Source organism: Pseudomonas sp. IAC-BECa141 (assembly GCF_020544405.1).
GTDB lineage: Bacteria > Pseudomonadota > Gammaproteobacteria > Pseudomonadales > Pseudomonadaceae > Aquipseudomonas.
The window spans coordinates 4,879,305-4,901,684 of sequence record NZ_CP065410.1 but is presented as its reverse complement, the minus strand read 5'-3'; the positions used below and the strand labels follow the sequence as shown (position 1 = coordinate 4,901,684).

At 60.1% G+C, this 22,380-nt stretch carries 19 protein-coding genes; 8 read left to right on the top strand and 11 right to left on the bottom strand.

Annotation, left to right across the window (positions count from 1 at the left end):
- The first annotated feature begins 6 nt into the window (after positions 1–6).
- From I5961_RS22390 to groL, 3 genes are all read left to right on the top strand, one after another.
- Positions 7–483 (top strand): FxsA family protein, encoded by a 477-nt coding sequence (locus tag I5961_RS22390; protein WP_085699650.1) that lies wholly within the window; start codon positions 7–9, stop codon positions 481–483.
- 258 nt (positions 484–741) lie between these two features.
- Positions 742–1,035, top strand: coding sequence for a co-chaperone GroES (locus I5961_RS22385; RefSeq protein WP_011335724.1), 294 nt, complete (start codon positions 742–744; stop codon positions 1,033–1,035).
- Positions 1,036–1,085: 50 nt separating this feature from the next.
- On the top strand, positions 1,086–2,732 hold the full coding sequence (gene groL / locus I5961_RS22380; protein ID WP_227233401.1) for a chaperonin GroEL: 1,647 nt from the start codon (positions 1,086–1,088) through the stop codon (positions 2,730–2,732).
- A 73-nt stretch (positions 2,733–2,805) separates the two neighbouring features.
- On the opposite strand, the gene I5961_RS22375 is transcribed toward groL, so the two are convergent.
- Positions 2,806–3,549 carry a phosphatase PAP2 family protein gene (locus I5961_RS22375; RefSeq protein ID WP_085699646.1) on the bottom strand — a complete coding sequence of 248 codons (744 nt, stop codon included), beginning with the start codon at positions 3,547–3,549 and terminating at the stop codon, positions 2,806–2,808.
- Positions 3,550–3,767: 218 nt separating this feature from the next.
- Between I5961_RS22375 and colR the strand changes: the two genes are divergently transcribed.
- The 5 genes from colR (at position 3,768) to I5961_RS22350 (ending at position 7,494) form a co-directional block, all read left to right on the top strand.
- The gene (gene colR / locus I5961_RS22370) at positions 3,768–4,451 is read left to right on the top strand and encodes a two-component system response regulator ColR (RefSeq protein ID WP_007953224.1); all 684 of its coding nucleotides are present in this window, start codon (positions 3,768–3,770) and stop codon (positions 4,449–4,451) included.
- Complete coding sequence (locus tag I5961_RS22365) at positions 4,441–5,715, top strand: sensor histidine kinase (protein WP_085699644.1); 1,275 nt, start codon at positions 4,441–4,443, stop codon at positions 5,713–5,715. Before colR ends, I5961_RS22365 begins: the two co-directional genes overlap by 11 nt.
- A 162-nt stretch (positions 5,716–5,877) precedes the next feature.
- A complete protein-coding gene (locus tag I5961_RS22360; protein WP_227233399.1) occupies positions 5,878–6,546 on the top strand; it encodes a class I SAM-dependent methyltransferase in 669 nt (222 codons plus the stop codon).
- Between the two features lie 4 nt (positions 6,547–6,550).
- Complete coding sequence (locus tag I5961_RS22355) at positions 6,551–7,264, top strand: lipopolysaccharide kinase InaA family protein (protein ID WP_227233398.1); 714 nt, start codon at positions 6,551–6,553, stop codon at positions 7,262–7,264.
- Between the two features lie 2 nt (positions 7,265–7,266).
- Entirely contained in the window at positions 7,267–7,494 is a 228-nt protein-coding gene (locus I5961_RS22350; protein WP_011335717.1) for a hypothetical protein, read from the top strand.
- Positions 7,495–7,558: 64 nt separating this feature from the next.
- Here I5961_RS22350 and I5961_RS22345 read toward each other — a convergent pair whose 3' ends face one another.
- The 10 genes from I5961_RS22345 to I5961_RS22300 all read right to left on the bottom strand — a co-directional run bounded on the left by I5961_RS22345 (position 7,559) and on the right by I5961_RS22300 (position 22,197).
- Entirely contained in the window at positions 7,559–10,588 is a 3,030-nt protein-coding gene (locus tag I5961_RS22345; RefSeq protein WP_085699637.1) for a multidrug efflux RND transporter permease subunit, read from the bottom strand.
- 13 nt (positions 10,589–10,601) lie between these two features.
- Entirely contained in the window at positions 10,602–11,750 is a 1,149-nt protein-coding gene (locus tag I5961_RS22340) for an efflux RND transporter periplasmic adaptor subunit (protein WP_227233396.1), read from the bottom strand.
- 146 nt (positions 11,751–11,896) lie between these two features.
- The gene (locus I5961_RS22335; protein WP_085701697.1) at positions 11,897–12,997 is read right to left on the bottom strand and encodes a DUF1513 domain-containing protein; all 1,101 of its coding nucleotides are present in this window, start codon (positions 12,995–12,997) and stop codon (positions 11,897–11,899) included.
- 14 nt (positions 12,998–13,011) lie between these two features.
- Positions 13,012–14,076: an imelysin family protein gene (locus tag I5961_RS22330; protein ID WP_085699631.1), complete on the bottom strand. Its 1,065-nt coding sequence runs from the start codon at positions 14,074–14,076 to the stop codon at positions 13,012–13,014.
- Between the two features lie 26 nt (positions 14,077–14,102).
- Positions 14,103–15,530 carry a di-heme oxidoredictase family protein gene (locus I5961_RS22325; RefSeq protein ID WP_227233394.1) on the bottom strand — a complete coding sequence of 476 codons (1,428 nt, stop codon included), beginning with the start codon at positions 15,528–15,530 and terminating at the stop codon, positions 14,103–14,105.
- A gap of 221 nt (positions 15,531–15,751) precedes the next feature.
- Positions 15,752–16,681: a hypothetical protein gene (locus I5961_RS22320; RefSeq protein ID WP_227233393.1), complete on the bottom strand. Its 930-nt coding sequence runs from the start codon at positions 16,679–16,681 to the stop codon at positions 15,752–15,754.
- Positions 16,678–17,619, bottom strand: a complete 942-nt coding sequence (locus I5961_RS22315) for a hypothetical protein (protein WP_227233392.1) — start codon at positions 17,617–17,619, stop codon at positions 16,678–16,680. The genes I5961_RS22320 and I5961_RS22315 overlap by 4 nt, the downstream gene beginning before the upstream one ends.
- On the bottom strand, positions 17,616–18,578 hold the full coding sequence (locus I5961_RS22310) for a hypothetical protein (RefSeq protein WP_227233390.1): 963 nt from the start codon (positions 18,576–18,578) through the stop codon (positions 17,616–17,618). The genes I5961_RS22315 and I5961_RS22310 overlap by 4 nt, the downstream gene beginning before the upstream one ends.
- Complete coding sequence (locus tag I5961_RS22305) at positions 18,575–21,862, bottom strand: toxin VasX (RefSeq protein WP_227233389.1); 3,288 nt, start codon at positions 21,860–21,862, stop codon at positions 18,575–18,577. Before I5961_RS22305 ends, I5961_RS22310 begins: the two co-directional genes overlap by 4 nt.
- The gene (locus tag I5961_RS22300; RefSeq protein WP_227233387.1) at positions 21,859–22,197 is read right to left on the bottom strand and encodes a hypothetical protein; all 339 of its coding nucleotides are present in this window, start codon (positions 22,195–22,197) and stop codon (positions 21,859–21,861) included. The genes I5961_RS22305 and I5961_RS22300 overlap by 4 nt, the downstream gene beginning before the upstream one ends.
- Positions 22,198–22,380 lie beyond the last annotated feature (183 nt).

Below are 22,380 nucleotides of genomic sequence, written 5' to 3'. Positions count from 1 at the left end.
ACTTTGATGCGCCCTTTTTTGTTGCTCTTTCTGCTGTTCCCGGTGTTGGAGCTGTTCGTATTCGTCAAAGTGGCAGGATCGATCGGATTTTTCCCGGCCCTGCTGCTGATTATTCTCGGCTCGATGTTCGGCGTGTTCGTGCTGCGCATCGCCGGGCTGGCTACCGCACTGCGTGCCCGTGAAAGCCTGAACCGCGGCGAACTGCCTGCGCAAACCATGCTCGAAGGCCTGATGCTGGCCCTGGCCGGTGGTCTGCTGATCCTGCCGGGCTTCATCAGCGACGTGTTCGGTCTGGTGCTGCTGTTGCCGTTCAGTCGTCGACTGGTCGCCAACAAAATGCGCCAGCGCGCCGAAGAGCAGGCCATGCGCCAGCGAGCGTTCGCCGATGACCTGCAACCTCGCGGCGGTCCGGCACCGCGCCAGCCTCTCGGCCGCGAAGGCGATGTGATCGAAGGCGAATTCGAACACCGCGACACCAAGTAACTTCTGTATCGACACGGCACCTTCGGGTGCCGTGTTCGTTTGCGGGGCGAGTTCATGCAGCCGCGTGAAAATTTTTTGACCCCCGCCCTTGTAATAAGCTTCTGCGCCCTTATGTATCGGTCACCGAAAGGTTCCGACATTTTGAGTCGGACAGACTTCCGCGGTTCGCTCGACGAGCCGCAACCGGCGCAGGCCGGATTCGTTAAACCCGCCGGGACTACACCGGCCGACGAAAACCACAATTAGGAGAGATCGACAATGAAGCTTCGTCCTCTGCATGACCGCGTCGTCATCCGTCGCAGCGAAGAAGAAAAGAAAACCGCTGGCGGTATCGTCCTGCCAGGTTCGGCTGCTGAAAAAGCCAACCACGGTGAGATTCTGGCTGTAGGCCCGGGTAAAGCACTGGAAAGCGGTGAAGTGCGTGCACTGTCCGTGAAAGTGGGCGACAAGGTTGTGTTCGGTCCGTACTCCGGCAGCAACACTGTGAAAGTCGACGGCGAAGACCTGCTGGTAATGAGCGAGAACGAAATCCTCGCCGTTATCGAAGGCTGATAACCCCGTTCATTTTCCCGCTACTACAAAGTATTTAAGGAATATCGATCATGGCTGCTAAAGAAGTTAAATTCGGCGATTCCGCCCGCAAGAAAATGCTGGTTGGCGTAAACGTACTGGCTGACGCGGTAAAAGCGACCCTGGGCCCGAAAGGCCGTAACGTAATCCTTGAGAAGAGCTTCGGCGCTCCGACCATCACCAAGGACGGCGTTTCCGTCGCCAAGGAAATCGAACTCGAAGACCGTTTCGAAAACATGGGCGCGCAGCTGGTCAAAGACGTTGCCTCCCGTGCCAACGATGACGCTGGTGACGGTACTACCACCGCTACCGTTCTGGCTCAGTCGATCGTCAACGAAGGCCTGAAAGCCGTTGCTGCCGGCATGAACCCGATGGACCTCAAGCGCGGTATCGACAAAGCGACCATCGCTGTCGTTGCCGAGCTGAAGAAGCTGTCCGCGCCATGCACCGACACCAAAGCGATCGCTCAGGTTGGCACCATCTCCGCCAACTCCGACAACTCCATCGGCGACATCATTGCCGAAGCCATGGAAAAAGTCGGTAAAGAAGGCGTGATCACCGTTGAAGAAGGCTCGGGCCTGGAAAACGAACTGTCGGTTGTAGAAGGCATGCAGTTCGACCGTGGCTACCTGTCCCCGTACTTCGTCAACAAGCCGGACACCATGGTCGCCGAGCTCGACGGCCCGCTGATCCTGCTGGTCGACAAAAAGATCTCGAACATCCGCGAAATGCTGCCAGTACTGGAAGCCGTTGCCAAAGCCGGCCGTCCACTGCTGATCGTTGCCGAAGACGTTGAAGGCGAAGCCCTGGCGACTCTGGTCGTGAACAACATGCGTGGCATCGTTAAAGTCGCAGCCGTCAAGGCTCCGGGCTTCGGCGACCGTCGCAAGGCCATGCTGCAGGACATCGCCGTTCTGACCGGCGGTACCGTGATCTCCGAAGAGATCGGCCTGAGCCTGGAAAGCACCACTCTGGAACATCTGGGTAGCGCCAAGCGCGTGACCCTGTCCAAGGAAAACACCACAGTTGTCGATGGCGCTGGCAACCAGGGCGACATCGAAGCCCGTATCGCCCAGATCCGTGCTCAAGTGGCCGAGACTTCCTCGGACTACGACCGTGAAAAACTGCAAGAGCGTCTGGCCAAGCTGTCCGGCGGCGTTGCAGTGATCAAGGTTGGCGCCGGTTCCGAAGTTGAAATGAAAGAGAAGAAAGCCCGCGTTGAAGACGCCCTGCACGCTACCCGTGCAGCCGTTGAAGAAGGCGTGGTGCCTGGCGGTGGCGTTGCGCTGATCCGCGCTCTGAACGCGATCATCAACCTGAAAGGCGACAACGCTGACCAGGACGTAGGTATCGCTGTTCTGCGTCGCGCTGTTGAAGCACCGCTGCGTCAGATCGCTGCCAACAGCGGCGACGAGCCAAGCGTTGTGGTCAACGAAGTCAAGAACGGCAAAGGTAACTTCGGTTACAACGCTGCGACTGGCGAATACGGCGACATGATCGAAATGGGCATCCTGGACCCAACCAAGGTAACCCGTTCGGCACTGCAAGCTGCATCGTCGATCGGCGGTCTGATCCTGACCACCGAAGCTGCTGTTGCTGACGCACCGAAGAAAGAAGGTGCAGCTGGCGGCGGCATGCCAGACATGGGCGGCATGGGTGGCATGGGCGGCATGATGTAAGCCAGCCTTACCCAGTAACGAAAAACCCCGTCTGCGAGAGCAGACGGGGTTTTTTTTGCCCGCGTTTCAGGGTTCAGGCGTTGACCGGGCGGGCCCGCGTGTTGGTTTCAGCCTTGGCTGCGGGGCGATACAGAACCCAGTAATACGAGCCCAGACAGATCAGCCAGCAGAAGATCGCCGTCCACACGTTATGAGAAAAGAAGTGCGCGCCCTGCATCATCCGGCTGATCGAAAACACCGAACCCAGCGCAAAGGCGAAGATGAATGCCTGACGGGCCAGTCGCGGGCGACGGTCGCGCAGCACGAAGAACAACGCAAACAGGGTGAAGCCCGTGGCCGCATGACCACCCGGCCAGCAACGACCAGGCTTGTCGGTAGGCGGGCGATGATCCAGCAGCTTGCTGTAGGTTTCGTGGCCGCCGAACTGTTCGAGGCTCCATGGGCATTGCACCGCTGTCACCGCCTTCACTGGCGTGACAAACGAGGTGGCCAGACCCAGCGACAACACCAGACAGCCCAGCTCACGCTTGAACGGTTTGAGCCGCTCGATGAAAAACGCACCGATGAACCCGAGGATGGCAAACACCGAAAAGGCGATCACCACTTGTTTGGCGCGGTCATGAAGGATGTCTTCGAGAAAAAAACTGTGGCGGCCGATGAAGTCGCCCGCAACCGGGTCGTAAAACAGTCGGGCCAGATCCATGTCCAGGTCGGTCAGTTCCAGCAACACCAGAATGACCGCCGCGACGGCGGGAATGCCCAGGCAAAGCCCTAAATTCAAAGGCCTTGAAGCAGGGCGGGCAGAAATCGAAACCATGGCAATTCCTTCATCGGTAAGGTCTTCAGAGAAGCACAACCGTGTGAGTCTGCGCCCGGTTCTGTCGGCGATTTGTCGGCCGCTCGTGAAAAACTCGTAAAGTCCGGCCATGCATGCAATTAACTCAAATCAATCTACCCGGCGCCTAGCCGTGAGCCACACTTGGCCGTAAGCTGCGCGGGCCAAGACGGCCGCTACCGTGTACGGAGGAGGTGCCCATGCGAATTCTATTGGTCGAAGACAACCGCGATATCCTGGCCAATCTGGCCGATTACCTGGGGCTCAAAGGCTATACCGTCGATTGCGCCCAGGACGGTCTGTCGGGCCTGCATCTGGCGGCCACCGAGCATTACGATCTGATCGTGCTCGACATCATGCTGCCGGGCATCGACGGCTACACCCTGTGCAAGCGCCTGCGCGAGGACGCCCGTCGCGATACGCCGGTGATCATGCTCACCGCTCGCGATCAGCTCGATGATCGCTTGCAGGGCTTCAAGTCCGGGGCCGACGATTATCTGGTCAAGCCGTTCGCGCTGTCGGAACTGGCAGCCCGGGTCGAAGCCGTGATGCGCCGCACCCAGGGCGGCGGCCGGCGTGCCCTGCAGGTCGGTGATCTGAGTTACGACCTCGATACCCTTGAAGTGACCCGCGAAGGCAAATTGCTCAAGCTCAATCCGGTTGGCCTCAAGCTGTTGGCGGTGCTGATGCAGAAGAGCCCGCATGTCCTGCGCCGGGAAATTCTCGAGGAAGCGCTGTGGGGCGATGACTGCCCGGACAGCGACAGCCTGCGCAGCCATGTTCACCAATTGCGTCAGGTCATCGACAAACCATTCGCCAAACCATTGCTGCACACCGTGCACGGCGTGGGTTACCGCCTGGCCGAGGGCCGCGATGGAGTTTAAGCAAAGCCTTGCCCAGCGGATCATCATCGCCTTTGCATTGATGAGCGCGCTGGTGGCCGGAGCGTTTGCGATGGGCATCGTCGCGACCGTACACCTGGTCGAGGAAAAACTGATTTCCGCCGGGCTGGGCGGGGACCTGCAACGCCTGCTGCTGATGGACAACGTCTCGGACTGGAGCCACCGGCCGGAGCCGGATCAACTGTTCTACTTCAGCGGCGGGCCGGGCGACTTCGAGCTGCCCAAGGACCTGCGGCACCTGGATTCGGGTTTCCATGAAGTCTTTCGCGAGCAGCTGTCGTATCACGCGATGGTCGAGGTGGTCGATGGTCGCCGCTATGTGCTGCTGCAGGATCAAAGCGATTTCGAAGAGCGCGAGCGCGTGCTGTTCGCCGTAGTGCTGGTGGGCTTCGTACTCAGTCTGGCACTGGCGGTGTTCCTCGGCTGGGTGCTGGCGCGCAAGGTGATGGCGCCGGTGGTAAGGCTGGCGCGCCAGGTGCGCCATCGCGACCAGTTGCTCGGGCTGGCCCCTCCGCTGGCGCCGGATTACGCGGCAGACGAGGTGGGCGAACTGGCGGTGGCATTCGATGCTACCCTCGGGCGCCTGCGTCAGGCCCTGACGCGGGAGCGCTTGTTTACCAGCGACGTCAGCCACGAGTTGCGCACACCGCTGATGGTATTGGCCAGTTCCTGTGAACTGCTGCTGGAAAACCCGGGTATCGATCAGCGCGGCAAGGCTCAGGTCCAGCGCATTGCGCGTGCCAGTGAGGAAATGCGTGAGCTGGTGCAGACCTTCCTGATGCTCGCCCGTGCCCAGCGCGAAGACGCGGGTGCCGCCCCCCGGCACACCCTCGCGCAAGTGGCCGACAGCTTGCTTTGTCTGTGGCGCGAGCCCATCGAATCCAAGGGCTTGCAGCTGATTTTCGAGCCGGGCAATCCGCCCGACACCTGCTACAACGCGACGCTACTCAATGCCGTGATGGGCAACCTGCTGCGCAACGCCTTGCACTACACCGAGCAGGGTTTCATTCGCCTGACGCTCAACGAAAACGGTTTCGTGGTCGAGGATTCGGGCGTAGGCATTCCCGAGGAAAAACGCGAGGCGATGTTCCAGCCCTTTGTACGCGGCAACGAAAAACGCGGCGAAGGATTGGGGTTGGGTCTGTCATTGGTTCAACGCATCTGCGAGAACCAGGGCTGGAGTGTCACGTTAAGCACGATGGAGCCCAATGGCTGCCGGTTCGAGGTCGTTCTGGGCAAGCAGTGAGGATCAATCAATTGATGGGGGGACTCCCGCCAACCTGTCTAATTCCTGTATAACCTTGAAATAGTTTGCCGATTTACATGACGTTTTTTTCACAAAGGGATGACCTGACGCTGACACGCCGCTGCTTAAGGTGGCGTCATCAGTAATTCAGGAGTCCTGGTGATGGCCGGCCCGATCAAACTCGATTTTTCCGAAAAGTACGACGACAACCATGCGCAGAAATATCTGCGCAAACACCAGGAAGGTCTGGGGCGTCGTTTGTCCAATTGGCGGGATCAGCAGTTGGCCCGCAAGGCGTTGACCCTCGTGGGTGAGCCGGGACTGGTGCTGGACTTGCCCTGCGGTGCAGGACGTTTCTGGCCATTGTTGGCGGAAAAACCCAACCGGGTGATCATCGGGGCGGACAACTCCGAGTCGATGATCAAGACCGCCATGCAGGCCCAGCCGGCGGATGTGGTGAAACGGGTACAACCCTTGCACACATCTGCGTTCGACATTGCCTTGCCTGATAACGCCGTCGACAGCATTTTCTGCATGCGACTGTTGCATCACATTGGCGAAGCCGAGCACCGCCGGACGATTCTGCGCGAGTTCGAGCGTGTCACCCGGGACAGCGTGATCATTTCGCTGTGGGTGGACGGCAATTTCAAGGCCTGGAAACGCAAGCGCGCCGAGCGCAAGCGTGGGCAAAAGGGTTACCAGAACCGGTTTGTGTTACCGGCCGCAACAGTTGAAAAGGAATTCGAAGAAGCAGGATTCCGGATCCAGGAACAACTGGACTTTATTCCGCTCTATGCCATGTGGCGAGTCTACGTATTACGCAAGAGGTAAGAGGATGGCAGTGCAATTTGCAGCAGAAACGGAAGTCGCTCCCGAGGATCGCTTCGACTACTACTGGAACCAGCGTGGCGAATGGGTCGAGGAACCCAATGTGCGCCGTGGGGGCGAAAGTGGTGTGCAGCGTGTGGTGGGACGCGATGGTCAACTGCTGTATGCCAAGCGTCAGACAGGCCATATCTATCGCAGTTGGCTGCACCCGTTCGGACGCCCGACCGTATTGCGCGAGCTCGATGCGCTGACCGGGGTCTCCCGTCTCGGCGTCCGGGTACCCGAAATCGTGTTCTGCGGTGCCCTGCCAGACCCCAAATTCAAATGGCGTGCGCTGTTGGTAACCAAATCCCTCGACGGCTTTCAGGAGCTTGAGCAATGGGAAGCCGGCGGCGGTCGCGAGCAATATGGCGAAGCCGTCTATGAGCGCGTGCTCAAGGACCTCGCCGAAAACCTGGCGCGCATGCACAAGGGCCGTTGGCAGCACAGCTGCATCTACATCAAGCACGTATTTGTGCGGGTGACCGGCGAAGGTGATTCAGCCAGGGTCGAAGTCGCCCTGATCGATCTGGAAAAATGCCGTCAGCGTCTGACCGCTTACCGCGCGGCTGCCCATGACATGAAGCAATTGCGCCGCCACTCGTCGTTCAGCGCAACGGACTGGAAAAAACTCGTCTACTTTTATGAGACGGCGTTTGGCAGCGCTATCAAAGGTTTATAGCGATGAAACTAGAAATTGCACGAGGTTTGTTTCTGGTAGGAGCCTTGGCAGTTGCGTCATTGGCGGTGGCGGCCTGGGAACAGCCACGCATGCAGGTGATCGGCGCCTCGGCGAGCGATCCCCATTGCCCGATGCCACGGGTGGCGAAAGCCGCCGTGGCCACTCAGCCGGATCATGATCTGTTGCTGTTCATGTTCGGACTTTCTCAAGGGATGAGGCCGCAGAGTTGAATCGATTGAAATCTCTTTCTACAAGAGCCAAAGGCCTCGCTGATGCGAGGCCTTTTTTATTGCGTCACGCCTTGGGATCGGGTTTCGCCAGCACGGTGTAAACGCACGGTAGAACAAACAGCGTGAACAGCGTCCCGATCGACATCCCGGTCGCGATCACGGTACCGATGTCGAAACGGCTGACCGCACCGGCGCCGGTGGCCAGGATCAGCGGCACCATGCCGAACACCATCGCCGCGGTCGTCATCAAGACCGGGCGCAGACGAATCGCTGCCGCTTCCTCCACCGCCTCACGGGGTGTCAGGCCCTTCTCCTTGCGCAACTGGTTGGCGAACTCGACGATCAGGATCCCGTGCTTGCTGATCAGCCCGATCAGCGTCACCAGCCCGACCTGGGTGTAGATGTTCATGCTCGACCAGCCGAGGAACAACGGAATCAGTGCCCCGCAGATCGACAACGGCACGGTCACCAGAATCACCAGCGGGTCGCGGAAGCTTTCGAACTGCGCCGCCAGCACCAGGAAAATGATCGCCAGGGCCAGGGCAAAAGTTACCCACAGCGCACTGCCTTCCTGGACGAACTGCCGGGAGGCGCCGCCGTAATCGAAAGCAAAACCGGCCGGGGCTTCTTCCCGGGCGATCTGCAACACGCTGTCGATGGCTTCGCCCATGCTCACCAGCGGGAAACCGGACAGTTTCGCCGCGTTGAGTTGCTGGAACTGGTTGAGCTGTCGCGGTCGTGCGCGGTCGGTCACGGTGATCAGGGTCGACAGCGGAAGCAACTCGCCCTGGGTATTTTTCACGTAGTAATTGTTCAGCCAGTCCGGGTTGTCGCGGTAGGCCCGCTCGACCTGGGCGATGACCTTGTAGCTGCGGCCTTCGATGGTGAACCGGTTGATCTCGGCTTCGCCCAGCAGAGTGGCGAGGGTGCCGCCCAGATCCTGCATCGACACGCCCATCTGCGCCGCCTTGGCGCGGTCGATGTCGACCACCACTTCGGGTTTGTCGAAAGCCAGATCGAGGTCAACGAAGGCGAACTTGCCCGACGCCATGACGCGTTTCTTGATCCGGTCAGCCACTTGCAGCAACAGCTCGTAGTCGTTGGCGGTGTTGATCACGAACTCGAACGGCAGGCCTTCGCCGGTGCCGGGCAGGGATGGCAGGTTAAAACCAAAGATCTGCAGGCCGGGAATGCCCTCGAGTTTGCCCTGTACTTCCGGGAGGATTTCCATTTGTGTGCGACTGCGCTCGTTCCACGGTTTGAGCAGGAAACCGCCGATGCCGGTCTGCACGCCGTTATAGCCGTTGATCTGGAACGATGAGTAGTACTCCGGAAACTCCTTGAAGATCTTGATGAACTCGTCGGTGTAGGTGTTCAGGTAATCGAGGTTGGTCGGCTGCGGGGCGTTGGCCATCATGAAAATGATGCCCTGGTCTTCGTCCGGTGCCAGTTCCGACTTGGTGAACTTGAGCAGCACCGGAATCAGGCACAGCACGATCACCGCGAACACCAGCACCACCGGCCGGGTGTTGAGTGTGCCGTGCAGCATGCTTTGATAGCGGCGCTTGAGGCTGTCGAAAATCCGGTCCAGTCGATGGGCCAGACCCGTGGGGTTTTCATCGTGGCGCAACAGCACGGCGCACATCATCGGTGACAGAGTCAGGGCGACGATCCCGGAAATCACCACTGCCCCGGCCAGTGTCAGCGCAAACTCCTTGAACAGCGCTCCGGTCAGCCCGGTCAGGAAACCGATCGGTGCGTACACCGCCGCCAGGGTGATGGTCATCGACACCACCGGCATGGCGATTTCCCGAGCGCCCTGGAGCGCGGCGTCCAGCGGTGTCTTGCCTTCCTCGATGTGCCGGTGAATGTTTTCCACCACCACAATCGCGTCGTCCACCACCAGCCCGATGGCCAGCACCATTGCCAGCAGGGTCAGCAGGTTCATCGAATAGCCCATCATCTGCATGAAGAACATCACGCCGATCATCGACAGCGGAATGGTCACTACCGGAATGACCACCGAGCGCAGGGCGCCGAGGAACAGGAATACCACCACGATCACGATCAGCACCGCCTCGAACAGGGTTTTCACCACTTCGTCGATGGAGGCCTGGATGAACAGCGTGGCATCGTAGGCGATCTCGCTCTTGAGGTTGGGCGGCAACTGGGCCTCCAGCTCCGGCATGATCTTGCGCACTTCCTTGATCACATCCAGCGGGTTGGCCCCGGGCGTGGCCTTGATCCCGATATACACCGAAGGTGTTCCGCCGAACGAACTGATCGAGTTGTAGTTTTCCGCGCCCATCTCGACCCGTGCCACATCGCTGAGCAACACCCGACTGTCGCCACTGACCTTGAGCGGGATCTTGCCGAAGGCTTCGGCGGACTTCAGTTCAGTGTTGGCATTGATGCTGGTGACCACGTACTCGCCTTTCACTTCGCCGGCGGCGGAGAGGAAGTTGTACTGGCGCACCGCGTTGGTCACGTCGCTGGCGCTGAGGCCGAAACCGGCGAGTTTCACCGGATCGATCCACAGGCGCATGGCGAACACCTGGTTGCCGAGAATCTCCGCCTCGGCCATGCCCGGTAAGGTCGCCAGCTTCGGCTGGATCACCCGCGACAGATAGTCGGTGATCTGCGGGTTGTTCAGTTCCTTGCTGAAGAAGCTGATGTACATCAGCGCCGAGGCGTCGGCGGCTTCCTTGCTCAGTACCGGGTCTTCGGCGTCCTGAGGCAGTTTGTTCTTCACCTCGTTGGCCTTGGCCAGCAGTTCGGTGAACAAGCGGTCGCTGTTGGAGCCGATGCGCGCGTAGATCGAAATCACCGAGAAGTTCTGGCGACTGACCGAGGTCATGTAGTCGATGCCCTCGGCGCTGGCCAGACTCTGTTGCATCGGCTGGGTGATGTAGCCCTGGATGGTTTCGGCGTTGGCCCCGGGGTACGCGGTGGTCACCGTGATCAGGGCGTTTTCCATTTGCGGGTACTGACGCAGCGGCAGTTTGCTCCAGGCCTGGAAGCCCAGCAGCACAATCAGCAGGCTGACCACGGTGGCGAGCACCGGGCGGCGGATGAACGGATCGGTAAAAGCCATGGGATTTCCTTGATCAGTCGGCGCGGGGCGGACTGTTCTGCTCGCCGAGGGTCTTGTCGTCGCTGATGGCAATGTGGGCGCCGTTGTCCAGTTTGATCTGGCCGGCCGTCACCACCTGTTCGCCGCTCTGCACGCCCTTGTTGATCACTACCTGGCCATTGCGGCGTTCGCCGGTCTCGACGAACCGACGCTCGGCGATCAGTACCGGTTGGCCCTTGTCGTCCTTTTCGACGGTGCCGTCTTCGGCTTTCTTCTGGGTGACCACGTACGTCGAATTGCCGTAGAGGGTGTAGGTGATCGCGCTTTCCGGAACCACGATGTGTTTCTGCGGATCCGGCAGCAGCACCTCGACGCTGGTGAACATGCCCGGCAGCAACTTGCCGTCGGGGTTGGCCAGGGTGGCGCGCACCAGGATATTGCGGGTGGTGCTTTCGACGATCGGGTTGATGGCGCTGATGGCGCCGGTGAAGTTCTGGCCGGGATACGCCGCGACCGTGATCTGCACCGGCTGACCGATGGCCAGTTTCGGTACCGACTGTTCGGGTACATAGAAGTCGGCGTAGAGGCTGCTCAGATCCTGCAGGGTAGCGATCTTGGTGCCGCTGGCGAGGTAGTCGCCGATATCGACGAGGCGGATGCCGATGGTGCCGCTGAAGGGCGCGACGATGCGTTTTTTGGCCAGCGCCGCATTGAGTTGATTGACCGTGGCCTTGTTCTTTTGCAACTGCGCCGAGAGCCGGTCGAATTCGCCTTTGGAGATGGCGCTGCTGCCGACGAGCTGGCTGCCGCGACCGTAATCCAGCTGCGCGAGACCGAGATCGGCCTTGGCGGTTTCGAGGAAGGCGGCTTCGACGGCGCTGTCCAGTTGCAGTAATGGTTGGCCGGCCTTGACCTTCTGCCCCGATTCGAATTTCAGCTCGGTGACGGTGCCGGCGTTCTCCAGACTCAGGTCGACGCCTTGCAGCGCCTTCAGCGTGCCGACGGTGGGCAAGCGCATTTGCCACGGGCGCTCGACGGCCGTGGCCACGGCGACGCTGATCGGCGGTTTCGGTTTGGCAAAGCCCTGGATCATCGTGTAGATCGAGAAGGCCTTGTAACCGGCGAGTAGCAGAACGATCAGCAGTACAACACCCAACATGATCAGCATGCGGCGACGCAGCATATTCCAGTTCCTTGGAGAAAATCAGGTGAGACAGGCGGGCACATTACCCTGAGTCCGGCAGGGATTCCAACTGCCAGTTTTTATCGGGTATCAGGGAGGAAGGTGGAGTACAGCGGGGCCGCCGACCGAGCGGTCGGCGGCGAATTTCAGGCCATCAGATGAAGATGGTTGTCCCAGAGCCCTGCGGGCAAATCCAGCGGTTTGGCCAGCAGATCGTCCTGACGGCAATCGTAGTAGCGGCAGCGTCCCTGACCGGAGGTCACGACAAAACCGTCCTTCACTGCACCGACGCCGGCGCAGTCAGGCAGCGGTGCGTCGAGGCGCACTTCGCCGCTGTCCAGATCCCAGATGAAGAAGCGGTTGCCGCGCGGTGCGGTCAGTGCCACCAGACGCAGGTCGCTGTGCACGGCGACGCTGGCGGTGTAATGACCCATCGACTGCAACTGATGCTCCGGCACCGGGAACGCCACGAATGGCTGACCGGGACGTTTGATCGCCAGCAGCTCCGAGCGCTCGTGGGACGGCCCCATGAATTGCTGGCCGGCGACGATGGTGCCGTCGCTGGCGATCCCCAGGTGGCGCACGCTGTTCATCTGCTGGGCGAGGGTTTCCTTGCTCAGCAAGGTGCCGTCGCGCTGCATCAGCACCAGGCTCGGTTCCATGGCGTCGAGGTTCATGTCGACCCGGCTTTCGGCCTCGGTGCGGATCCCGCCGTTGGCCACCACCAGGGTTTCACCGTCGGGCATCCACGACACCTGATGCGGGCCGAGACCGTGGGTGGAAATCTCGCCGCTGTGGACCAGCCGTTCGCCTTCGAATTTGTACACCCCGAGCAGTCCACGGCCCGGATCGCTGGTGTCGTTTTCGGTGGCGTACAGGTAGTCGCCGCTGTGGTGGATCACCGCGTGGCCGTAGAAATGCCGGTTCGGCTGCGAGGTCACGGTTTGCAGCAATCCACCGTTGCGCAGGTCGATCAGATAGCTCTCGGTGCCCGGCCGGCGGGCGACGAACAGCGCGATCGGCAGCGTCGGGTGATTGATGATGTCGTGGCAGCGCTGGCCGACTGCGGTGGCGAACACTTGAGTGCCGTCCAGCCGATAGCCGACGGCGTAATGCTTGCCGTCGGCGTCGTCCCGCGCCGACAGCAGCAGCGGGCTTTGGTCCTTGCGTTTGAACAGCGTCCAGCCGCCCAGAGTCACTGCTCCCAGCAGCAAACTACCTAAAGTCAGAGCCTGGCGTCGCAGCATGGCACGTGCCCTCATCAGTCACCGTCGTTGGCGTTGAAGCCCAGTTGGATGCCCAGCGCCTTGGCCAGCTCGCCTTCGTGCAGGCGGTGGACGACGTTGAGGCTGTCGTAGATGTCGTTGAGCTGCTGGCGACCGGCGTCGTCGTTGAGCATTTCGGTCAGCGAGCGCTGGGTGCTGGCAAACAGTTTGAGCGACGCCGCGTAGGCTGCATCGATCTTGTCCGCCAGCGGCTTTTGCTCGGCCGGCAGCAGGCCGCGCAGGCCTTTGTTGTCGACGCCTTCCCAGACGGTTTTCGCCGCCGCGAGGCTGGCTTCCAGCGACTCCATGGACGACTGGCTGCGCCATGCATCGGCCTGGAACGGCTGAGGCACGCCCTTGCTCTGACGGCCCATCGGCGTGCCGAGTTTTTTCTTCAGGGTGTCGAGGGCAGTGACCTGTACCCGCAGCAGATCGGCGATCGCTTCGTGCGAGTCTGCGTAGCGCTGGTTCGGGAATTTGCTCATCTGCGCGAGCATGCCGTCGGTGTTGTTCCAACTGCTGAGGATCTCTTCGGCCAGTTGTTTCTGACGCTCGCCGATGGCCACCAACAGCGGGCAGTATTTGGCTTTCTGCGCATCGTTGGCCACATCCGGCTTGGCGTCGAACAGGATGTACTCGTAGGCGGACAGGCCTTGAACCACGACGCTGGACTTGGCCAGGGCGGCCGCATCGATCTGCGGTTGCGCGGTGACCAGTTGCTCGACCTGACGGCCGACCAGGTTTTTCTTGTCCGGCCAGAACTGCACCTGCCACGAACGGTTGCCCTCGGCCAGCGGGCCGATCAGCAGCGGTTGCAGCTCGGCCCAGGCTTTCTGCGCATGCAGGAAGTCGGCACGGGCGGTGTCCAGGGACTCTTTGCCCTGGCAGTAGGCGAGGGCGCTGATGGCCAGTTGCTTGTCGGCTTCGACCCAGCGCGTGTAGGTCGGCAGGATCACCGATTTGGCGATGGCTGCCGAAGTGACGGCTTGCGGGTCCTGCGGCGAGCACGCGCCGAGGGCCAGTGCGGCAAGGCTGGTGAAGAACAGCTTGGGACGGAACATGTCGGGCTCCCGATTCTTTTAGGTGTTTAAAGTGAGTTCAAGAACGCCAGCAGCGCGGCACGCTGCTCGGCGTTGAAAGACAAAACCTGTTGCTGCGCCGCCTTGGCTTCGCCGCCATGCCAGAGCACGGCTTCGAGCAGGTTGCGGGCGCGGCCGTCATGCAGAAACTGGGTGTGGCCGCTGACCGCCTGCGTCAGGCCGATGCCCCACAGCGGCGGGGTGCGCCAGTCGCGGCCGGAGGCCTGGAATTCAGTGCGGTTGTCCGCCAGACCTTCGCCCATGTCATGCAGCAGCAGATCGCTGTACGGGCGAATCACTTGATTGGCCAGTTCAGGTTCGGCAGCGTTCGCGGCAGTGGTGTACTTCGGTGTGTGACAGGACTGGCAGCCAGCCTGGAAAAACAGATTCTTGCCGGCCAGCACCTGCGCATCGTTGACCCCTCGACGGGCGGGAACGGCGAGGTTGCGGCTGTAGAACAGCACCAGACGCAGGATGTTGTCGCTGACTTCCGGCTCACCATCCGGGCCGTTACCATTCGGCGCCTGTTTGCAGGCGGTTTGTGCGTCGGTGCAGTCATCAAACGGTCTGAGGCTGGTGGTGAGGCCCATATCACCCGAAAACGCGTGAACATTCTGTTGATTGAGGTTTGGTTGGCCGGCTTTCCAGCCAAATCGACCCATGACGGTCTTTTGCTGCGCGTCGTCCCAGACCCGGTTTGGCCGACCGTTGACGCCGTTGTTCTCTTTGGCCTGGGCGGTGGCGTTGGCGAGGATCGCTTCTTCGGGGATCGCTTCGAGCAGACCGAGGCCGATCATCGGCGGTGCAACGCGGGCGGAGAAACGCGTGTCCGGGTGCATCGGGCCGTAGCCGAGCTGGGTAATCTGCAAAACCGGTTTACGCAGCTCGACTTCGGTGCCGTCCTTGAAGCGAACCGGCACCGGCGTGTAATCGACCCGCACCTTGCCTTCCGGCGCGACGCCGGGGACAGCCATGTCCTGAAACTGACCGCCGTAGACGGGTTCGGGCACCACGCCCACCTGTTCGATCACCTTGGCATAGGCCGGCGCATCTGGAATCGACAGGCGCACCAGCATCGAAACAGCGTTGGCTGCATCCGGTGTCGGCGGATGACCGCGGCCGTCCTTGATGTGGCAGTTCTGGCAGGCGTTGGTGTTGAACAGCGGGCCGAGGCCATCGCGGGCCGTGGTGGTCGACGGCGCGATCACCCACGGGCTGCGAAAGAAACTGTTGCCGACGCTGAAGTCCACCCGGCGCGAGGGCGGCAGGTTGGCGGACGGCAGGGAAAACGCGTTCTGATCGCTCTTGCGCACGGTCGCCGCGCCGCCGGAACGGGCCTCACCCGGCTCGGCCTTGGTGAAACGCGGGGCGTCATCGCAAGCACTCAGGCCCAGGGCCAGACACAGTGCGGACAAGCGAAGAGGCAGCGAGGGCATCAGACTTCCTGCGGACGGGCAAAAATAAAGGCGCAAAGTCTAACAGGGCGAGGGGGTTTGAATAAGAGGAATTATCGTTTGCTTGATGTGGGGCGACAGACGCAAAAGAGCCGCGCTCATCGCGGCTTTTTGCATTCAGAGTGCCGGGAAGCCAGCCCGTCGACGTCTCCCGCCAAACCTGACTGTTTTTGATCAGAGCCAAACCCACTGCAGGGCCGGCCTCAAGCCAGCTCTCTTTCTACCAGCGCAGCGAGTTCAGCCTCGCGCTGGGCGATGGCGCCCTCTAGTTCAGGGGAGCGTTTGGCCCATTGCTCGGGAGGGAGGGGTTTTGACCATTCGATGATGTCGGGATGGGGCAATTCCGGTGGATGGGAAAGCTTCCAGTCCTGGAGCTTTTCCGCCAGATAAGTGCCCAGAATCGTAATGCAGAATATTCCCCACAAAACGCTCAACATGTCCCCTTTGCGCAGATCAACGATGAGCGATCCGATTTGGGTTTCTTCATAAGGAGCAATACCAACCCGACTTTCAGGCACTGCCTCTGGCCCGATTTCCATGTAACTACGGGTGCACTCCCACAACGCCATCGCCGTCGTACCACCGCCGCAGTTGAAGCCCAGTGAAAAATGCTGGTTGTCTTGGGTGGCATCCGGGTCGGGGTTTTCGAAACCGATGACCAGTAAGCCCATGGTGTTTTTACCGGCCTGACTGACCGACGACTGCTGGGTGGCGGCCGCTGTCACGCTTTCCCAAGGGACGATCCAGTATTCGCCGTTGTCGCGGGGGACGCAGACTTCCCGGCGTTGGCGGTTGAAGCGTATGGGTAATGGGACTTCGCGGAAGAGGCCTTGTATTAAAAAGAAGGTTGGCACTCCAATAATGAACGTCGTCATGACTGCAAAAATATGCATCTCGTCATGATCATTGCGGAACAGATATCCCATGAAGGCGAACAACATCACCATTGGCCAAAGCACCATCACTGCCGAGCCAATGCTGTAGTTACCAATGTCGAGAAACACCTCGTTTTTACGCCAGATGGTATTGAGCACGTCACAAGGCTTTTCCCCGGTAGGAACAGGCAACGGCGCCAAATAATCATTGCGGGAAAAAATCCCGTTCTTCGTAGTGCCTGCGGTTGGCTTGCTCACACCTGCGCCTCAACTCGTCCGGCCAGCTCGGCTTCTCGTTTGGCAATGGCAACTTCCAGCTCCTGGGAGCGTTTGGCCCATTGTTCGGGAGGGAGGGGTTTTGACCATTCGATGATGTCGGGATGGGGTAAGTCGGGGGGCGGATTCAGTTTCCAGCGCTCCAGGACATCAATCAGCAACGTGTTGAATATGAAAATCCCGCAAAACCCTTCCCAAAGAGCAGTAATGAACCAGCCTCTCAACTTCGCAGCCTTGTTCAGATCCTCCAGATAAGTTGCCCAGATTCCCTTTGATCTGTCGAAACGAGCAGTTTGATCCTCAACAACATCTGGCCCGATCTCCATGTAACTGCGCATGCATTCCCACAACGCCATCGCTGTCGTGCCACCGCCGCAGTTGAAGCCCAGCGAAAAATGCTTGTTGTCTTGGGTGGCATCCGGGTCGGGGTTTTCGAAACCGATGACCAGTAAACCCATGGTGTTTTTACCGGCCTGACTGACCGACGACTGCTGGGTGGCGGCCGCTGTCACGCTTTCCCAAGGGACGATCCAGTATTCGCCGTTGTCACGGGGGACGCAGACTTCCCGGCGTTGGCGGTTGAAGCGTATGGGTAAGGGAACTTCGCGGAAGAGGCCTTGTATTAAAAAGAAGGTTGGCACTCCAATAATGAACGTCGTCATGACTGCAAAAATATGCATCTCGTCATGATCATTGCGGAACAGATATCCCATGAAGGCGAACAACATCACCATGGGCCAAAGCACCATCACCGCCGAGCCAATGCTGTAGTTACCGATATCGAGAAACACCTCGTTTTTACGCCAGATGGTATTGAGCACGTCACAAGGCTTTTCCCCGGTAGGAACAGGCAACGGCGCCAAATAATCATTGCGGGAAAAAATCCCTTTCTTCGAAGTGCCTGCCGGTGGCGTGCTCATTCCTGCGCCTCAACTCGTCCGGCCAACTCGGCTTCGCGTTTGGCAATGGCGACTTCCAACTCAGGGGAGCGTTTGGCCCATTGTTCGGGAGGGAGGGGTTTTGACCATTCGATGATGTCGGGATGGGATAAGTCGGGGGGCGGAGATAACTTCCACTCTTGCAACATCATTGCCAGCGGAGCGCCCAGAAAAATGGCCCCGATTATCAACCAGGCAGCCTTACCGACTTCCTGTGCAACCAGATGGTGTCTGATGCCGTCCAGATATTCACATGTAATGCCCCAAACAACGCTTCTACCTCGCAGTTTTGCCCGCCCGCCCTCAAAATCATTGGTCTGTGGCAAAACATGCAGCCCGATCTCCATGTAACTGCGCATGCATTCCCACAACGCCATCGCTGTCGTGCCACCGCCGCAGTTGAAGCCCAGTGAAAAATGCTTGTTGTCTTGGGTGGCATCCGGGTCGGGGTTTTCGAATCCGATGACCAGTAAGCCCATGGTGTTTTTACCGGCCTGACTGACCGACGACTGCTGGGTGGCGGCCGCTGTCACGCTTTCCCAAGGGACGATCCAGTATTCGCCGTTGTCGCGGGGGACGCAGACTTCACGGCGTTGGCGGTTGAAGCGTATGGGTAATGGGACTTCGCGGAAGAGGCCTTGTATTAAAAAGAAGGTTGGCACTCCAATAATGAACGTCGTCATGACTGCAAAAATATGCATCTCGTCATGATCATTGCGGAACAGATATCCCATGAAGGCGAACAACATCACCATGGGCCAAAGCACCATCACTGCCGAGCCAATGCTGTAGTTACCAATGTCGAGAAACACCTCGTTTTTGCGCCAGATGATGTTGAGCACATCAGAGGGTTTTCTACCGGTGGGAATAGGCAACGGCGCCAAATAATCATTGCGGGAAAAAATCCCCTTCTTCGTAGTGCCTGCGGGTGGCGTGCTCATCGCTTGTCCTTGGGTTGCAGGTAAATGGCGCCGGGGTGGTCCTCACCGAGCGGGTAGTTCGGTACACGATCAAGCTCGGGCGTCGGGTCGTTTCTCAGGGCGATGACACCTGTGGAGTTGTTCAAGGTGAACGCCAGTCCTCGTTCGCCGCCGATGAAGCTTCGAGCACCGAGTATCCCGGTCAATGGCGTGCGATAACGCAACCTGAGCGACAACGTGCCAGGGGGGGTGCGCAATACGTCTTTCACCTCTTTGAATGGGCCGCTTATACGCAAACCCCGACCTTCTTTGATCGGTATCCACTGGCAACTGCTGCTGGACAACCAGAAGGGCGTCATATCGCGCCAGGGACGGGGAGGCCTGAAATAGTCGATCGGACTATTCTTGATCAGGTAGCGGTTTTCGAGTGTATCTACCGGGTCACCGACCATGCTCAGCTCCAGGTAGACACTGTGTGGCTCGGCGCCTGGCAAGTCGATGGTCAGGGAATCAATGGCGCTGACGTAAGTCAGGCCGGAACGGCCATTATCAGGTGCCTGCCTGGCGCTGCTTTGCATGGAGACCCGAGGGGTATAAAGGATGAGGTACAAACGGTCGAGTTCTTCCTGTTGGGCTTTTGGCGCGATGGGCCCCAGATCAAAAGCCCGCGCTTTAGACCAGCAGCAGTTGTTCAGGAAGTTTTGCAGCGGCGTCTTTTCGAAAATCCAGGCCGTCAGATACAGCAGGCCCAAACCGGCAATGATCCAGTTCAATGGCCCCATGTAGAGCGTGTAACGCAAGATGGCGATCTCGGTCGTTATTGAACCCGCCAACACTCTCATCGTGTAAGAGGCGCCCAGTAATGCCTGAGAGCCAAAGGCAGCAATCTGTCCTCCAACCGCCATTTGACGCATTTTCAGCCAGGGATCTATCTGACGCTGGGAGTTTTCTAACTGCTTCTGCAGGGATCTGAACTCCTGATAGGCAGCGCCCACCGACAACCCACCAATCACTCCACCAAACAAAGTAAGCATTGGAGCACTTCCCATCCTTCCACCTGGAAGCTTGACGGTCATTTCCTTGACCCCCAACCCCACCCTCACCTGACTATCCACCACCGCCACCAACGCCGCCGCCCCGTAAAGACTCGCCGAAATCGTGTCATTCACCCGGCGCCCTTCCATCCCCTCCAGCACCCCGGCCTCTTTCAAGTAGTTCTGCACATTCACCACGTTCACCAGCAGCGCCGCCATCGGCACAACGCCCCCGCTGTTGACCACCACCGGCGAATTGACGATCCGTTCCACCCGCCCGACGCCAATCGCCTTGCCTGTCTTGTTCACCCATTGGGCCAGTGCCTCGGCCCGTTGCCCCAGCAACGCCCACACCTGTCGCCCGCCCTCGAACACTTGCTGCAAACGGCTTTCACCCCCCAGCCTCGCCGCGACGAAGATGCTCATCCACGACGCACTGAAGCCGTTGTCACCCTTGAGCAGCAACAACGCCGCTCCCAGCCGGTTGACCAGCACACTCCATTGGCTGGCGGCGTCCCGGGCCATGGTCGCGATGTCATCCAGCACCACTGCGCTCAACGGCGCCAGCGCCTGATGGGTGGCGTTGATGTTGTCGGCAGATAGCGCGGCCATCAGCTCGCTGAGGCGCGAGGCATTGTTGACGGCCGCTTCGAGTGAGGGCGTCCAGGCGTTGAACAGTTGCCGGAGTGCGCCACCGTCGGCGGCGCGTACATAGTCGGCGTATTGCTCGGCGCCCTGGGCGCGGATGCACTGGGCGGTCAGGCAGCCGGTGGCCAGCTCGGTCAGCCACTGGCGCGCCGCCAAGTCGTTGAAGTCGACAAACCAGGTGCCGCTGGACGAGCGTTTGAGGTACAGCCCCCGGTCAGCGAACAACGCCGCGTGCCGCTCTTCGAGTTGTTGAAAGTGGGCGGCGGCCGTGTCGCTGAACCAGGTGTTCATCGCGTCGAGATCGATGTACTCGCCGACCTTGGCGCCGAACGGATGATTGTTCAGGTTGGCGAGTTTTTCCGCGCGATATTCGCGGACAAGGACCTCGGCCTCGCGGTACAGGTCTGCCGGAATAAACGCCCGCACCGGCGCGACAATCGCTGCGATGCGGGCATCGCGGGCGGCGGACTCTGCATGACTCGGCTGACCGCCATACTGCCGGGCCCGGGTTTCAGCCTTGAGCTCTTCCTCCAGTCGATGCTGGGCGTCGAGCATGACCCGGCCCTGCGCCGGCGTGAGGCTGATGTCTCGATCCTTGTAGCGGTAGCTGAGATTGCCGGCCAGCTCTGCACCGTCCTCAGTGATCAGGCTGCGCACAAACCCGCCGATGCTCAGGCGCAGGTTGTTTTCGCCGAGCCATTGCTCGTGGCCGGATTCCAGCCATTCCTGTTCATGGTTGATATCGCGCAGCACGCCAGGATCGTCATCCAGACAGGCGAAGACGGCGAACAGGCCGTCGCTTTGCGCCCTGGCGTTGTCCAGCCAGTCCCGGGTGCCCTGACCGTCCCATGGCTCGGCGCTCCACTCGCCGGGCGGCTGGTCGCTGGCATCGGGGTGTTGAGCGAGCACCTTGTTGCGCTCGCGGATACGGTGCATGGCATCGGTGTAGGCCTTGATGTTGGCCACAGTCGGATCCTTCAGCAGTGTCGCGCCGAGGGCGTCGGTGTCCTCGGCATTTTTTTGCTGATCGGCTTTCATCGACCGGGCATAGGTGTTCGGCAGAAGTTCGGCCATGACCTCATCGGCACGCTCCAGGGGCGGGCAGTGCGGGGCCTGTAATTCGTCGGCCACTGTGCGCAGCGCAATACATCGCATGTGCTGAGTGCGTTTGGCGCTGTCCTCGCTCAGTGCCTGACAGTGCTCGGCACCCAGGGGGAATTCGCTGTAAAGCATCCAGGCATCGTGAGCTTTTGGCAGCGACAGGCCGGCCAGCGTTGCGTCGGCCACAAGGGCGGGCCCCGCGTCCAGCGGCTGCGCCTGCAACAGCCCTTCGGCTGAAACGGCGTAGCGCTTGAGCGGCCCCTGATGCTGCCAGACGTACACAAACCCCGCCCGCAAGCGACGCGTTGCCATCGGGCGACTCTCGGGCGCGATACCGGGAACGCAACAGGCGTGTTCGGCCTTTTCGTGCGCCAGCGCATAGCGCACCGGTACCACAAACAGATCAGGCTGACTGGCGGGACACGGATGCACCGTGCTGTTGATATCCACATGCGGCTGGGCTTTGGCGGCCCGTTCGGCCTGCGCGGCCTGGTCGACCATGGCCAGTTTTTCGGCGCTCATAGGGTGAGGTCCTTGTCAGTCAGCGACTGCCGGTAGGCGCCGTGCGTCGGGCAATCGGGAAAGTTCACAGCCTGGACGACCCGCGTGCCGCTCGTCGTGGTGCTGTTGCCGCTGATGCTGACCAAGTCGTCGGTGGTGTGCGGCGAACTGTGGCTGTGCGGCACGGTTTTGGTCTTGTGCTCAGGCAGGGGGCAGGGCACTGAGGTGACCAGCTCAATGTGAATGCTGTAGAGGGGGCTGATCGTTTCGGTGCCGCTGAAAGCCACTACCTTGAAGTCGTGGCGGATCGCTGGAATCCGAAACGCGAAATGTGCCGCATTGGCCGACCGGAACATACGCTTATCCTTAAGCAAAGAGGAAAAGTGCGCGATGTCCAAACCGTCCGTGGTTCGTGCTCGCGAAAATTGGCGGGCACGCTATCAAGAGCGCTTTGTGGGATATGTAGGCAGCTTCTTCAAACGAAGTAGGAAGGGTCGCTTATGCGCGATGGCCTGCTCAACAATGCTCCTTGAACACAG

What these genes read in the sequence shown, in the direction of transcription:
- I5961_RS22355 (WP_227233398.1), top strand. Translation starts at nt 6,551, where the DNA reads ATGGCAGTGCAATTTGCAGCAGAAACGGAAGTCGCTCCCGAGGATCGC.
- I5961_RS22340 (WP_227233396.1), bottom strand. Translation starts at nt 11,750, where the DNA reads ATGCTGCGTCGCCGCATGCTGATCATGTTGGGTGTTGTACTGCTGATC.
- I5961_RS22375 (WP_085699646.1), bottom strand. Translation starts at nt 3,549, where the DNA reads ATGGTTTCGATTTCTGCCCGCCCTGCTTCAAGGCCTTTGAATTTAGGG.
- I5961_RS22345 (WP_085699637.1), bottom strand. Translation starts at nt 10,588, where the DNA reads ATGGCTTTTACCGATCCGTTCATCCGCCGCCCGGTGCTCGCCACCGTG.
- I5961_RS22360 (WP_227233399.1), top strand. Translation starts at nt 5,878, where the DNA reads ATGGCCGGCCCGATCAAACTCGATTTTTCCGAAAAGTACGACGACAAC.
- I5961_RS22385 (WP_011335724.1), top strand. Translation starts at nt 742, where the DNA reads ATGAAGCTTCGTCCTCTGCATGACCGCGTCGTCATCCGTCGCAGCGAA.
- I5961_RS22315 (WP_227233392.1), bottom strand. Translation starts at nt 17,619, where the DNA reads ATGAGCACGCCACCGGCAGGCACTTCGAAGAAAGGGATTTTTTCCCGC.
- I5961_RS22350 (WP_011335717.1), top strand. Translation starts at nt 7,267, where the DNA reads ATGAAACTAGAAATTGCACGAGGTTTGTTTCTGGTAGGAGCCTTGGCA.
- I5961_RS22330 (WP_085699631.1), bottom strand. Translation starts at nt 14,076, where the DNA reads ATGTTCCGTCCCAAGCTGTTCTTCACCAGCCTTGCCGCACTGGCCCTC.
- I5961_RS22325 (WP_227233394.1), bottom strand. Translation starts at nt 15,530, where the DNA reads ATGCCCTCGCTGCCTCTTCGCTTGTCCGCACTGTGTCTGGCCCTGGGC.
- I5961_RS22390 (WP_085699650.1), top strand. Translation starts at nt 7, where the DNA reads ATGCGCCCTTTTTTGTTGCTCTTTCTGCTGTTCCCGGTGTTGGAGCTG.
- I5961_RS22300 (WP_227233387.1), bottom strand. Translation starts at nt 22,197, where the DNA reads ATGTTCCGGTCGGCCAATGCGGCACATTTCGCGTTTCGGATTCCAGCG.
- I5961_RS22310 (WP_227233390.1), bottom strand. Translation starts at nt 18,578, where the DNA reads ATGAGCACGCCACCCGCAGGCACTACGAAGAAGGGGATTTTTTCCCGC.
- I5961_RS22365 (WP_085699644.1), top strand. Translation starts at nt 4,441, where the DNA reads ATGGAGTTTAAGCAAAGCCTTGCCCAGCGGATCATCATCGCCTTTGCA.
- I5961_RS22335 (WP_085701697.1), bottom strand. Translation starts at nt 12,997, where the DNA reads ATGCTGCGACGCCAGGCTCTGACTTTAGGTAGTTTGCTGCTGGGAGCA.
- colR (WP_007953224.1), top strand. Translation starts at nt 3,768, where the DNA reads ATGCGAATTCTATTGGTCGAAGACAACCGCGATATCCTGGCCAATCTG.
- groL (WP_227233401.1), top strand. Translation starts at nt 1,086, where the DNA reads ATGGCTGCTAAAGAAGTTAAATTCGGCGATTCCGCCCGCAAGAAAATG.
- I5961_RS22305 (WP_227233389.1), bottom strand. Translation starts at nt 21,862, where the DNA reads ATGAGCGCCGAAAAACTGGCCATGGTCGACCAGGCCGCGCAGGCCGAA.